This window comes from Mesorhizobium sp. M0296, assembly GCF_040321675.1.
GTDB lineage: Bacteria > Pseudomonadota > Alphaproteobacteria > Rhizobiales > Rhizobiaceae > Mesorhizobium.
Map to the genome: position 1 here is coordinate 62,260 of NZ_JAMYRZ010000034.1, position 12,084 is coordinate 74,343.

At 59.4% G+C, this 12,084-nt stretch carries 13 protein-coding genes and 4 pseudogenes; 13 read left to right on the forward strand and 4 right to left on the reverse strand.

The genetic code is table 11. The annotated features are described in order from the left end of the window. The first annotated feature begins 269 nt into the window (after positions 1-269). The 3 genes from NKI97_RS26605 (at position 270) to NKI97_RS26615 (ending at position 1,294) form a co-directional block, all read left to right on the forward strand. A complete protein-coding gene (locus NKI97_RS26605; RefSeq protein ID WP_352837571.1) occupies positions 270-554 on the forward strand; it encodes a hypothetical protein in 285 nt (94 codons plus the stop codon). Then, positions 551-784, forward strand: coding sequence for a hypothetical protein (locus NKI97_RS26610; RefSeq protein WP_352837574.1), 234 nt, complete (start codon positions 551-553; stop codon positions 782-784). The genes NKI97_RS26605 and NKI97_RS26610 overlap by 4 nt, the downstream gene beginning before the upstream one ends. 294 nt (positions 785-1,078) lie before the next feature. Then, positions 1,079-1,294 (forward strand): helix-turn-helix domain-containing protein, encoded by a 216-nt coding sequence (locus NKI97_RS26615; protein ID WP_502907125.1) that lies wholly within the window; start codon positions 1,079-1,081, stop codon positions 1,292-1,294. A gap of 185 nt (positions 1,295-1,479) precedes the next feature. On the opposite strand, the gene NKI97_RS26620 is transcribed toward NKI97_RS26615, so the two are convergent. Together NKI97_RS26620 and NKI97_RS26625 are read right to left on the reverse strand one after the other, a co-directional pair. Beyond that, positions 1,480-1,581 carry a hypothetical protein gene (locus NKI97_RS26620; protein WP_352837580.1) on the reverse strand — a complete coding sequence of 34 codons (102 nt, stop codon included), beginning with the start codon at positions 1,579-1,581 and terminating at the stop codon, positions 1,480-1,482. Between the two features lie 46 nt (positions 1,582-1,627). Next, positions 1,628-1,924, reverse strand: a pseudogene (locus NKI97_RS26625) (DOPA 4,5-dioxygenase family protein); the annotation flags it as partial. A gap of 247 nt (positions 1,925-2,171) precedes the next feature. Between NKI97_RS26625 and NKI97_RS26630 the strand changes: the two are divergent. The 6 genes and pseudogenes from NKI97_RS26630 (at position 2,172) to NKI97_RS26655 (ending at position 8,040) form a co-directional block, all read left to right on the forward strand. Then, on the forward strand, positions 2,172-3,179 hold the full coding sequence (locus NKI97_RS26630; protein WP_352837601.1) for a LacI family DNA-binding transcriptional regulator: 1,008 nt from the start codon (positions 2,172-2,174) through the stop codon (positions 3,177-3,179). Between the two features lie 263 nt (positions 3,180-3,442). Beyond that, the gene (locus tag NKI97_RS26635; RefSeq protein WP_352837583.1) at positions 3,443-4,234 is read left to right on the forward strand and encodes a 3-methyl-2-oxobutanoate hydroxymethyltransferase; all 792 of its coding nucleotides are present in this window, start codon (positions 3,443-3,445) and stop codon (positions 4,232-4,234) included. Between the two features lie 7 nt (positions 4,235-4,241). Beyond that, on the forward strand, positions 4,242-5,246 hold the full coding sequence (locus tag NKI97_RS26640; RefSeq protein WP_352837586.1) for a sterol desaturase family protein: 1,005 nt from the start codon (positions 4,242-4,244) through the stop codon (positions 5,244-5,246). A gap of 105 nt (positions 5,247-5,351) precedes the next feature. Beyond that, the gene (locus NKI97_RS26645; RefSeq protein ID WP_352837589.1) at positions 5,352-6,293 is read left to right on the forward strand and encodes a substrate-binding domain-containing protein; all 942 of its coding nucleotides are present in this window, start codon (positions 5,352-5,354) and stop codon (positions 6,291-6,293) included. A gap of 68 nt (positions 6,294-6,361) precedes the next feature. Beyond that, the gene (locus NKI97_RS26650; RefSeq protein ID WP_352837592.1) at positions 6,362-6,688 is read left to right on the forward strand and encodes a MocE family 2Fe-2S type ferredoxin; all 327 of its coding nucleotides are present in this window, start codon (positions 6,362-6,364) and stop codon (positions 6,686-6,688) included. A 195-nt stretch (positions 6,689-6,883) separates the two neighbouring features. After that, positions 6,884-8,040: pseudogene (locus tag NKI97_RS26655) on the forward strand (IS110 family RNA-guided transposase). 594 nt (positions 8,041-8,634) lie between these two features. On the opposite strand, the pseudogene NKI97_RS26660 reads toward NKI97_RS26655, so the two are convergent. Further along, positions 8,635-8,889: pseudogene (locus NKI97_RS26660) on the reverse strand (IS91 family transposase); the annotation flags it as partial. Between the two features lie 109 nt (positions 8,890-8,998). Between NKI97_RS26660 and NKI97_RS26665 the strand changes: the two are divergent. Further along, on the forward strand, positions 8,999-9,280 hold the full coding sequence (locus NKI97_RS26665) for a hypothetical protein (RefSeq protein WP_352837594.1): 282 nt from the start codon (positions 8,999-9,001) through the stop codon (positions 9,278-9,280). A gap of 7 nt (positions 9,281-9,287) precedes the next feature. Here the strand turns inward: NKI97_RS26665 and NKI97_RS26670 are convergent, their stop codons facing one another. After that, positions 9,288-9,539: a DUF6074 family protein gene (locus tag NKI97_RS26670; protein ID WP_352457909.1), complete on the reverse strand. Its 252-nt coding sequence runs from the start codon at positions 9,537-9,539 to the stop codon at positions 9,288-9,290. A 75-nt stretch (positions 9,540-9,614) separates the two neighbouring features. Here NKI97_RS26670 and NKI97_RS26675 point away from each other — a divergent pair. The 3 genes and pseudogenes from NKI97_RS26675 to NKI97_RS26685 all read left to right on the forward strand — a co-directional run. Beyond that, positions 9,615-9,812: pseudogene (locus NKI97_RS26675) on the forward strand (transposase); the annotation flags it as partial. Positions 9,813-10,456: 644 nt separating this feature from the next. Beyond that, positions 10,457-10,654 (forward strand): hypothetical protein, encoded by a 198-nt coding sequence (locus tag NKI97_RS26680; RefSeq protein WP_352837597.1) that lies wholly within the window; start codon positions 10,457-10,459, stop codon positions 10,652-10,654. Positions 10,655-11,322: 668 nt separating this feature from the next. Then, complete coding sequence (locus NKI97_RS26685) at positions 11,323-11,550, forward strand: hypothetical protein (RefSeq protein WP_352458909.1); 228 nt, start codon at positions 11,323-11,325, stop codon at positions 11,548-11,550. Positions 11,551-12,084: the final 534 nt, after the last annotated feature.

Genomic DNA, 12,084 nt, shown 5'->3' on the forward strand with positions numbered 1-12,084 from the left:
GCGGCAAGCGGAACACCTCTTGCGCGATCGGTATGGCAAAAGCGCCGAGCCTCGGGCGAAACTAGGCGGACTGCTTCTGAATAACCGACAAGCAGCCTTTGAACCACGCCTGTATTCCGGCGACGGGTCGAACATGTGGTTGGATGCATCGAAATAGGCCGCAATCGATCTCGCCAACAACACGGGAGGCAACATATGCCGGCGATCAAGTTCAAAGACGTATCGGATCTAGTCGCAAAATGCCATAAGCATTGTCGCGGCGATATTCGGTGGAGTTATTTTGGCTAAACACTTATGTAGACAGCAAGAGAAACGAGGTCACTGGGCGGCAGCAGGAAAGCATTAAATTCGTCAGAGAATATAATAATCCTGATACCTTGAAGCTCAGGCAGGATTATTTCGGCGTGAAGCACGCAGCTCATAGCGACGTCGATGAAAAGATCGCGTCGCTGGGAAGTTCGGATGCGGCTTTGGCCGAAGCTGAGCGTCTAATCCGCAGCACTGCGTTAAAAATCACACTAAATAACAACAATGGTTTGGAAATGCGAAGATGATCGAACTCTTCGACCAAATTCCAGCTTGTGTCGACATCAACGTCTGCGACAAGCAGGTAGTTTATCGATTTTTCAACGCTGAGGCTTACGATATTCGCTACGTGCTGATGGACTTCATCAACCAAGTAAAACGAACCCGTCCAGATTTTGGCAGTGGCATCGAGGCACTCTCGTACAAGCGGCGGCATGGGCGAATTCGAGTTCCTGTTCAAGAAGTCCATCGGCGATGATGGACCGCGGGGGATCGCGCAGGAAGCGATGCGGTACAGCCGGTCAGGCCATCTTAAGGCAGCCAGGCTCTTGGACTTGATCAGAACAAGGGGAACCGCCATATTCCGATCTGCCTGCCAATTTCAGGTGGGCTATTCTATGGATGAGGCCGATCCGGCCGAATCGACGTCCATTTATTTCATTTGCTGGGATCGCCAGGTCGGGAGGAAATCTCCCGATTGTGTTAGGCATCCCTATTCTTCTCGGAGGTGTCTATGAAGGTTTCGTGCATTCCCGAGACAGTCTTGACGGCTATGTCAGAGGGGACCCACATCGTCCGCGCTTACCGTGAGCACCTTGGATATTCGATCGAGGACCTGGCGGTGGCGTGCGGGCTAGCCGCTGAGGAAATCCAAAACATCGAGTCGGGTCTGAGGTGCAATAAGGGCTATCGGGATCGGATCGCGCGATCGCTGTCCCTACCTGTGGGAATACTTGAGGCGGAGTCAGACAGATTGGACGCTGCGTGACCAGTAGGGAATCTGCAAGTGAGTTGAATATCAACTACCTTGTGATGTGTAGTTTGCGACTGACAGTCGACGCGTTGAACCATGCGCTTCCGACCAGATGGACGGAATGTTGGAGGATAACGCCGACATCGTTGGTTCCCTCCCTGAGATGGCCGGCCGAGTTCCGGACGTAACCAGAGAAGGCATTATGCTCCCGCCCGACGGGCGAGGTATGGGCCAGCAGATTCGCCGAGCGCCACCAGCGTCAGGCCGTCGAGCTTCACGTCGCCATACTGACCCTCGCGCAAGGCGAGCACGCCCTGGCAGTGATTGCCGGTTGGCCGCTGGGCGAACGTCGCGTCGGGGGTTAGTCGTATTCGGGTGAATGAGTATGCTGAGACCCTTATGGTTCAACATCAGCCACGGAACGAGTTAAGCGAAAATCTCGTTCGCAAATGAGACCTGGTACATTGCCTGGTCATGCGGGCCGACTTTCTGCTCGTGCCAGCCAAGGCGTACTCGGAAACGTTCTCCGATCTGAAGACGCGGCCATTCGGCATGTTGCCGCTCAGTTTGCCCGTCGTGATAGATATGGGCATGATAGCTGGCTATCTCCGCGAGCGGCCTTGGACTGACGGTGTCCTCGTTCACCTCAATGTTCTCCTTCGATGATTGTCGCGCCTCGCAGAGTGGCCGGGCTTCAATTTTCTCGTTCCCGGAATGCACGGGTGACCCAGAAGCCGACATTCTCAAAGCTCAGGAGCAACCGACAGCCGGACCGGTGCATTCGATGACGTACATCCTTGGGATGTGCCCTTTGAGGAGTCGGCAAATCATCGGTCTTGGAAAAACGGACTCGGCTGGCTAGGCTTCGGCTTCCTGACTGGGAGGTGACCAGATTCCAAAGCCCACCTTTCTTGACATCGCCTGCCGCGCCGGGGTTGGCACGGCGACGGTTGAGCGCGTGCTGAACGGCAGGGGTGGCGTCACGCCTGCCACTGTCGAGAAGGTCGTCGCCGCCGCTCGCTCGCTCGACTATCCTCGCCGCTTGCCGGAAGCTCATCACGGGGTGATCAGGATCGAGGTCATCCTGGTGCGTCCGGACGCCACCTTCTTTGCCCGACTGTCTCGCGCTTTCGAGCGCATCGCCGCGACGCTCGATCGTTCCATCGCCGTCCACCGCACCTTTCTCGACGAGGCGGACCCGGCGGCGATCGCCAGGCGCATCCTTGATCCGGACATGCGCCGCGCCGGCCTGATCCTCGCAGTTCCCGACCACCCGCTGGTTGGCGCCGCCTTGAGGAAACTCGAGGCCGAAAACATCCCGACCGTGCAGATTGTCACTGAGATTTCCGGCACCAGCGGGGCCTATGTCGGTATCGACAATTATGCCGCCGGGCGCATGGCAGGGCTGTTGTTGTCGCGCATGCAAAGGCGGCCAGGCAAGGTGGTGGCGGTCTGCCACAGCCAGATCTACCGCGTGCACCGCGACCGCGTGCGCGGCTTCTTCGACTACCTGATGGAGACGGCGACCGAACATTTCGAACCGATCGGGGCGCTGTTCGGCCATGACGATGGAGACCGCAACGCTGAGCAGCTTCTTGAAGCCTTGAAGCGCTGGCCGGACCTTGCCGGTCTCTACAATGCAGGCGGCGCCAATTCGGCGCTCAACGATGTCCTGCGCCGAAATCCGCTCGGACGCCAGGTCTTCTTCGTCGGCCACGAGCTCACCGAGCGCAGCGCCGTTGCACTTCGCGAGGGTACGATGGATGTCGTGCTCGACCAGGCACCCGAGGCGCAGGCGAGGCGAGCCATGGACCTCGTGCTGGCGACATTGAACCTGCACGACCTGCAAGTCGAAAACCCGCCGATCCGCTTCGTCACCTTCACTGCCGAGAACCTTTGATCTGATTTGATCAAGATAGAGCGAGCTTCGCCTCCGTCACGGTGCTAACTCCCTGCGAACGGACGGGGATCGCATGTGAAGTTCGCCCCCCTCATCCAGCCGCTTTGCATCCGCCTTCCCCGTTGGGAGAAGAGGCTGGCGCCAAGCGCAGACGATCTCCCTTTCCCCTCGAGGAAAGGTCGGATTGCCACAAATCGGATGTCAATCCGGGTGAGGGGGCATTCTGTCACATGCAATGGCGCTCCGCGAAGGGAGGACGACTAGTGACGAGACGGCTGACGGCCTACGATCTGAGGAGCGCCAAGGGCAGCCGCAAATGGCTGCAGCTTCACGTCGACACGCCGGCTGAGGCCGCCGCGGCTGTCGCCTGCGATATCGTAATCCTCTCCAGCGAGTCCGACCACAATCTGGAATTGATCCGTGAGGCGGCGCCTTTCGCCTTCTTGTCGGTCGGCATGCCGCATGGCGCGGTCGCCTCGCCCGACGAGGCGGTACGGCTCGGCTTTGACATGATCGAGCGCGGCGCCGACGCCGTCTATTGCTCGCATTCACCGCGCTTCATCGAGGCGATGGCGGCGGAGGGCATTCCGGTTACCGGCCATGTCGGCCTGGTGCCGAACCGCGCTACTTGGACGAATTTTCGCGCCATTGGAAAGACCGCCGAAGAAGCCTTCAAGGTGCTGCGCGCGGCCAAGGACCTTGAGAATGCCGGTGCCGCCTGCATCGAGGTCGAGGTCGTGCCGGTGCGGCTTGCCGATCACATCACGCGCTCGACCCCACTGATCACCATGGGCATGGGCTGCGGCAGCGCCTGCGACACTCAGTACCTGTTTTCCAGTGACGTGCTCGGCACCCACACCGGTCACTATCCGCGCCACGCCAAACGCTATGCCGATTTCGTGACACTAGACGCCGAACTGCAGGAAAAGCGCATCGCCGCCTTCCGCGCCTTCGGCCGCGATGTGATAGCCGGCGCCTATCCCGAAGCGAAGCACCAGGTCGACATGGACGATGCCGCCTATGACCGCTTCCTCACCCTTTCCCAATCCCTGTGAGATCGACATGGACGACCTGAAATACGGCACGCGCAACAAAAGAGGCGACTGGGCTCCGAGCGAGCCGGCAGGCACCGCGCCGCTGTTCGCGTTTCCGCCGCGTCCGCTGGCGCTACTGAAATGGCTGCCGCACTATTTCCTGCCCTACAATCTGCTGTTCGCGCTCTCGGCGGTCGCGTGGTGGCAGTACGTGCTGCCCGACGTGGAGGTCATGAAGACGCTGAGCGTCGGATGGATCCTCAGGCTCTTCCTCGTCAACTGCGCGGCGCTGCTTGTTTTCTTCGGCGTCTTCGAGCTCCGGCTCTACATTGTGAGAGCCCAGGGCAATCGCTTCAAATACAACGGCAAATGGCCCTCCGAGCAGAAGAGCAAGGCTTTCTTCTTCGAGAACCAGAACCTCGACAACATGCTGCGTACCTTCGGCACCGGCATGCCGATCTGGACGGCGATCGAGGTCGCGATCCTCTACGCCTATGCCAATGGCTACGTGCCGTGGCTGACAGTCGCCGATCATCCCGTGTACTTGTTTTGCCTGGCGCTGGTGGTGCCAATCATCCACGAGACGCATTTCTTCTTGCTGCACCGGGCAATCCACTGGCCGCCGCTCTACAAATGGGTGCATTCGGTGCACCACAACTCCGTCAACCCGTCGCCCTGGTCGTCGCTGTCGATGCACCCCGTCGAGCAGTTCGGCTATCTCGGCGTTGCACTCTGGCACCTGGTCATCCCGTCGAACCCGCTGCTTGCGCTTTACCAGCTCCACTATGCCGGCTTCGGCGCCATTCCCGGTCATGTCGGCTTCGACAAGGTCGAACTCGGCGAGGACACCGGCATCGATAGCCACGCCTACATCCATTACCTCCATCACAAATATTTCGAGGTGAACTACGGCGACGGCCTCATCCCGTTCGACCGATGGTTGGGCACTTTCCACGACGGCAGCAAGGAAGGCGAGGCCCGCATGCAGGCCCGCTACGAGAAGAAGAAGGCGCGCGCCAACGCCGCCCAATGACAGCCCGATCAGACAGCCACGCGAGGCGTCGGCGCAAGCCATCCCGCAAGGGCCGGAAGTCAAAGGAGGGGTGAACCGGCACTCCATCCACAAGGGAGGAAAACCGTGAAGAAGCTTTTCATTTCGACCGCGTTGGCGGCCTTGATGTCGACCAATGCGATGGCTGCAAAAATTGGCGTCAGCATCGTCAACTTCGACAACAACTTTCAGACGTTGCTGAGGGACGGCATGCAGGCCCGCGCCAAGGACAAGGCCGCCGGCATCCAGGTCGAGGACGCGCAGAACGACGTCGCCAAGCAACTCGACCAGGTGAAGAACTTCATCGCCACCGGCGTAGACGCCATCATCGTCACCCTGGTCGACACCAATGCGTCAAGGACGCTCAGCGAGGAAGCTGCCAAGGCCGGCATCCCACTGGTCTTCGTCAACCTCGAACCGTCAGACATGGCGAACCTGCCGGAGAAACAGGTCTATGTCGGCTCCAACGAGGTGGAGTCCGGCACGCTGGAAGCGTTCGAGGTGTGCAAGATGCTGCGCGCCAAGGGCAAGTCGGCAGGTGCCAAAGCCTACATCGTCATGGGCAGCCTCGTCCACCAGGCGGCCCTGCAGCGGACCAAGGATGTCGAGCAGATCTTCGGCACCGACATGTGCAACTTCATCAAGATCGTCGACAAGCAGTCGTCCGAATGGTCGCGCGACAATGCCCAGACCCTGATGACCAACTGGCTGACCGCCGGCGGCGCGCCGGACGCCGTCATCGCCAACAATGACGAATCCGCTATCGGTGCCATCCTGGCGCTCAAGGCCAACGGCGTCGACATGAAGAACGTCGTCGTCGGCGGCATCGACGCCACGCAGGACGGCTTGCAGGCGATGAAGGCCGGCGATCTCGCGGTCACCGTGTTCCAGAACGCCAAGGGCCAGGGTGGCGGCGGCGTCGACGCCGCACTCGCGCTGGCCAAGGGCGAGAAAGTCGAACGCGTCGTCTACGTGCCGTTCGAACTGGTGACCCCGGCCAACGCCGCCGACTACCTCAACAAGAACTGAGCCCAGGACCGGGGCCTCCGGGCGGCATTGCCGTTCCGGAGGCCCGACCGCAACTCATAGAGGAAAAAATGTCCAGCTGGATCACGGTCTGCGGCCTCCACGATATCGAACAGGAAGGTGCCCGCCGTTTTGACCATGATGGCCGTACCTACGCCATCTTCCGCTCGCCCGATGATGAAGTGTTCTGCACCGACGGCCTATGCACGCACGAAGCGGTACACATCGCCGACGGACTGGTCATGGATTACGAGGTCGAATGCCCCAAGCACGCGGGCGCCTTTGACTATCGCACCGGCGCGGCAAAGCGGCTGCCGCCATGTGTCAATCTCAGGACCTATCCTGCGAGGGTCAAAGAGGGCTCCGTCCTGGTTGCGATGCCAGTGAGAGGAGCCTGAGGCTTGGTGGGGCAGTCGACCTGCTCCCGTACCGCTTCGGTCAGTTAACTACTATGCAAGCGGCGTGCCTAAATGTCCGCTTCCGACTATTTCTGCCTGAAATCTGCCGGTCCGCTATCGTGAAGATCCTATGGGGATGGAAGGCGACCAGCGCTCTGCCAGAGTGAAGTCGCCAAACATCACCTGGAGGTCAGCATGCAAGCCAACACCACCAAAGCCCCGGCCGCTATCCCCGGCGATCTTGCCGCAATATTTGTCTCGTTAGAACTGTCTCGTTCAAAATGGCTCGTGACTTCGCTTTCGCCAGGTGGGGGCGAGAGAATGTCGAGACACCTCGTGTCGGGGCGCGACATTCCGGGTTTGCTCGATCACTTCGCAGAGCTGCAACGAAAGGCGGAAGTGCGGACAGGGCAGAGCTTCCGGATCATATCAATCCAGGAAGCTGGTCTGGATGGATTCTGGATACATCGGGTCCTCGAACGCGAAGGCATCGAGAGTTATGTCGTTGACCCGGCATCCATTGCCACATCGCGTCGCCGTCGGCGGGGCAAGAACGACAGGATTGACGGGGAAGCACTGGTTCGAGCGTTGTTGGCCCACAACCGCGGCGAGCCTAGGGTTTGCGCGATGTTGCGAGTGCCAACCCCGGAGGAGGAAGACCGTCGCCGGTTGGTGCGGGAGCGGAAGGCGCTGACAAACGAGCGGATCAGGCACGTCAACAGGATAAAGGGCCTTTTGTTCAGCCAAGGTGTGTCCGGATACGAACCACTAAAAGGCGATGACGCAAATGCCTCGACGCGCTCATTACCGCAGATGGGCGTCCACTGCCGCCAGCGCTCAAGGCGCAGATCAGCCGCGAACTTGATCGCATCGAGTTGCTGATCCAGCAGATCAAGGATGTTGAAGAGGCCCGCGACGCCATGCTCGTCGCGGCAGATGTGCCCACACCGGCCCTGCTGCTCAGCCTCAAAGGAATTGGTCCTGAGTTCGCGGCCGTCCTGTGGTCTGAGGGATTGTCGCGCAAGTTTGACAATCGACGACAGGTTGCCGCCTACGCTGGTTTGGTGCCAACGCCCTGGCAAAGTGGGCAGATTAATTGCGAGCAGGGAGTCTCGAAGTCCGGCAATCCTAGGCTCCGGTCGACGCTTGTCCAGGTTGCGTGGCTCTGGGTGCGCCATCAACCCAATTCCGCACTCAGCCAGTGGTTCAGGGCGCGAGTCATCCAGAATGGTGGCCGGTACAAGAAGACGGCGATCATCGCCCTCGCTCGGAAACTGCTTGTTGCGCTGTGGAAATACGTGAACGCCGGAGTCGTTATAGAAGGAGCTCTCCTGACGAAACCATCAGCGTAGACGCCAATCGATTCTAACAATCTCCAGGACCGATCAGGCCTGGCAGATCCTCGGTAGACGAACCGACGAAACTCATGGCCTCAAACAGCCGCCGCTGAAGAATGGTTTCGTCTCTTGGGTCCGAATCCGCCGCAAGCGGGATCATGGAACAGGTGCATGCGCCCTGACCGAATATAAGGTGGACTGGGTTCGTTCGCGAACCGCGTCACGCAAACGGACCCATCGAATGGATCTACGGATTGCCCGGAGGTACATGACAATGTCGACGTGACGCCGTTTGTAGTTGACCATCCCATATAAGAGTTTCGGGCGCCGGCAGGCGTACGAAAGTCCCCGAGGAAGGAACCCGCGGGCCACAGTCGATGGCTATGGGGATTTCGATTTGCGGCTGATGTCGGCGATTGCACGACCGAGGCTGGGAAGCGCTGGGATGAATGCGGACAGGCCGCCTCGTTGCGCCTCCGCGCGGTATTGCCGGCACGATGAACGGCCTGACGCTGCCCTTTCGGTCTCGGTGATCATCATGGACATGGGTGGGGTCCGTTGCCGGAAGCTGAGTACCTACGGCTGAAGGCTGAACCATTCCATGCCGGGTCATGGAGCGGTCTCCCGGTTCGTCGCGGTTGCGTCCGGCGGTCCGCGTGGCTGCCTCCAGCGTTCGAACGTCTCGATCACGATCATGCGTCCGCCGCAGCAGGGGCACGACGGGCTGAAGTCGCCCGATTCGTCCGTCGTGTCGTCATTGGATGGCGCGGCGACGCTCAGCAGTTCACGGGCGCGCGCAAGGCTGGCCTTGCGAGCAGAGCCGGCAAGCAGGCCGTAGTGCCGGATGCGGTGGAAACCCTTTGGGCAGCACAACATCGGGAGTTGGCGCGAGGTGACCTCAAGGTGACAAGCTGAAAACCTGGACCAATGAATGTTCGTCCTTTGTGCCTGCAAAGTCGCATAAAAAGGCAGTGTGGAACTCAACGGCGGCTCATTGGTTTTGCGGGTTCAGCTCGTGGAAAAGGTCCGTCGGCCTTCCGTGAATGCGGGTTTCCGCATCGCCTACCTCGATTTGGTCGATGACCGCCGGACAGGCGAGGCGGAGCCGTATCTCGCCCGAAAGCACATTCGCGCGCATGATTTCGACGAACGCGCCTATCTTTTCATCCGCAGTGAGAAACCTGCGTTTGACGGATGCAGTGGTGCTACGCTTGTGGAGCCCGGGGCGTCTCTATGCGGCAATCCTTCATCGTGAGCCGATGCTATTGTGCAAGTTTCGCAGCACTGCGGGTGGCGATATCGCCCAAGACAGCATGAAGAAGCGTTCCAACTTCCTGTTCGGCGACCCCGGGTGCAATTCCTGATTCGGACAGTTGAACGAGAATTGCCTTGGCGGTGTTGCGCCAGAAGGCGTTCGCGTCCTTCCCGTTCTTGGATTCCAGGACCCGGGCGATCCCTTCGACCAACTTCCGCCGCCGATGCAGCGGAAACGCGCTTATGTTTGAATCACACATCGATCACCTCACCCCTTCAGTCGCGCGAATAAGCATTGGCGGGTGAGAAAATTTGGTTAACAGCGCTTTTGGACAATGGTCAGCAATGGAATAAAGCGTCTACCCAACAAGCCAAGAGGTGTGCCACGTGTTGATGATCGGCGCGTGCTGAACGGCATCTTCTGGGTGCTGCGCTCCGGTGCTCCATGGCGCGACCTGCCTCAGCGCTATGGCCCGCGCACCACCTGTTGCAACTGCTTCGTCCGATGGCGAAAAGCAGGTGTGTGGCTGCGCAGTAACGAGCCTACGGCCTAAGGCTTGCGGAGCCTCACGCCGGCGCGGCTGCCGTTCTCCGGGATGAACTCGACGCCGGCGGCCTAGAGGGCGATGCGCAAGGCAGCAACGGTTCGCTCTTGTGTGGAGCCCTGTCGGGCCGCGACATCTACTTAATGTCTATTTTAGACAGTCGCCGCGACCATAACTTTTGATAACAGGTCAGGGTCGCGGGATGCCGAGCCGCTTGAAATACCGGGTTACGTCCGGATGCTCGCGATCGTCCCGCCTCAACCGCGCAAGCGCGTCATCATCGCCGGCGAGCGCCATAGCCAAACCGGGAGCGCTTATTCTCCACGGAGCACCGGGCATTGTCTGGTTGTGAAGACGGTGCTTGATCACCAGCCGCCTGAGTGTGTCTTCGCTTACGTTGTAGTCGTGCCTGAACAGATCAATGGCCCTCTGGACCGTGATCGCCTCTGCCCGTGGCAGGTAGAGCGGCCGAAGCCGTTCGCCTGTTTCTGGCGCTGTTTTGACAGGGAGTGCATTGGTCATTCGGCCCATAGCGCTATTCTGCGGCCCGCCGTTTCGCCCGACATCACGGAACGATATCGCCCCCCATGTATTAGAAACCCATGGACACTATGGAACCCCACGGCCACGGGATGGCGGTCGATATTTTGACATCGGAAGTTGCCAATGCCAGGCAGCGCATCCACCGGACCGAGCTCGCGCTTCAACGCACTGAAGAAATGCTGGCCGAAAATCTCGCGCTGTGCAGCAGGATACGAACTGCGGTCGAGGCCGCAGACCGCTTGATGGAGATCGATCCCCCCAGCTTTGAACGACGTCGCGTGGGTTGAACTGCGCCGGCGTTTCATTTGTCGCGGCCTTGCGGCACCCCGCCGCAAGAGCCTGCCCTATTGGCATCACAGCGTGAGCAAACATTGGACAGAAGCATTCCAACGTTCACGATGTGCCACGCGGACGCCAGACCGGCACAAATCTTCAGTTCAAAGAGCGAGGATGATGCTGCGGCAAACGAAGGTGGCACGGGGGGTCTTCGCGCGAGCCAGTTATCCGATCTCCCGGTTAGAAATTTCTACCAAATATTCCGACCTCCTGATGGAACCCATTCGTTGCGGGCGAGTTGCGGCTGATTGGGACGGACTTCCCGAACATGACAACGAGCAACAAAGCAGACCATCAGTCTGTCTCCGAAGCGTTTCGGAAACTGATCCGTTCCGAAGGCTATCGTCATCACGTACAAACGTTCTTAAATCTGGAGGTCGAACCAGAACTGCCGCCAACCCTACAGTCATTACTTGCGGCTATTGATCGGGCCAAACAGGGCCCGACGGAAGAAGGTCCCTAGCCGGCTGGCTGAGCGTCAGCTCAAAGAGTATAGAGGCTCGCTTCGTGGCTTGTCCCCCTGATTCCCACTCAGAAGTTATCAAACATTCTTCTTGATTTTTCTCGACAGAGGATCATGAATGTTCTCTTGGGTTCTCGCTGAGGTGGGAGGCCTTGTATGAACGTTTGGACGAACTGCCGACCCGACAAAGTGACTGCCAAACACCTTGTTCACGAGCTGATCCTACAAGCCCGTCGCGGCCAAATCATCTCCGTCAAAGAGACTATTGCGGCGGTGCGCCGAGACGGGCCACATCTGGCGGAAACTGACTGCGAGCTGGTGGAGCTTATTGTCAATGTTGCCCCAGCCTTTGGCCTGTTCGTCGGGTTCGATCTTCGCGAATAACCTCATGGCAACCCATTGGTTCTCGCCTGCGGTGTACGTCAGGACAGACCGACCTGGAATTGTGGGAGAAAGGCGGCTCGAGGCGCGTCAATAGGATCGAGGAGGAGCATGAGGGTCTTCGCGAGCTGGTGTCCGATCCCCACCACAGAAATTCTACAATTCCTGACTGTCGCGGCCTAGCACCGTGCCAATTTGTACGATTTGTACATGGCGTTGATGTCCGTCAGGAAGTGAGTAGATTGCCCTTCGGCGTGTCCCTGGGGAGGGCTGGATGAGCGTCGCGCAAAGGGTCGGTCCGCTTCTAGAGCAAGCAATCACTGTACTCCTCAACAGGGCGGACCGTCTCGATCAAAGCGGCACTACGCGAAGCGCGGGAGGCTGCGCCTTATTTGGTGGCCTCCGACGAAGAATTAACCGAGGCAATCATCGAGGCAGCAACTGCCATGGGCCTCTGCGTGGCATTCGACGGTCGCGAGTAGCTGTCAGCCAACTTCAGTCACGGTGACATCGCAACGGAAGCGCGCAGTCCTGCAT

Bases quoted from the DNA above. Each gene is read 5' to 3' on its own strand.
- NKI97_RS26650 (WP_352837592.1), top strand. From the start codon at position 6,362: ATGTCCAGCTGGATCACGGTCTGCGGCCTCCACGATATCGAACAGGAA.
- NKI97_RS26640 (WP_352837586.1), top strand. From the start codon at position 4,242: ATGGACGACCTGAAATACGGCACGCGCAACAAAAGAGGCGACTGGGCT.
- NKI97_RS26670 (WP_352457909.1), bottom strand. From the start codon at position 9,539: ATGTGTGATTCAAACATAAGCGCGTTTCCGCTGCATCGGCGGCGGAAG.
- NKI97_RS26685 (WP_352458909.1), top strand. From the start codon at position 11,323: ATGAACGTTTGGACGAACTGCCGACCCGACAAAGTGACTGCCAAACAC.
- NKI97_RS26680 (WP_352837597.1), top strand. From the start codon at position 10,457: ATGGCGGTCGATATTTTGACATCGGAAGTTGCCAATGCCAGGCAGCGC.
- NKI97_RS26615 (WP_502907125.1), top strand. From the start codon at position 1,079: ATGTCAGAGGGGACCCACATCGTCCGCGCTTACCGTGAGCACCTTGGA.
- NKI97_RS26610 (WP_352837574.1), top strand. From the start codon at position 551: ATGATCGAACTCTTCGACCAAATTCCAGCTTGTGTCGACATCAACGTC.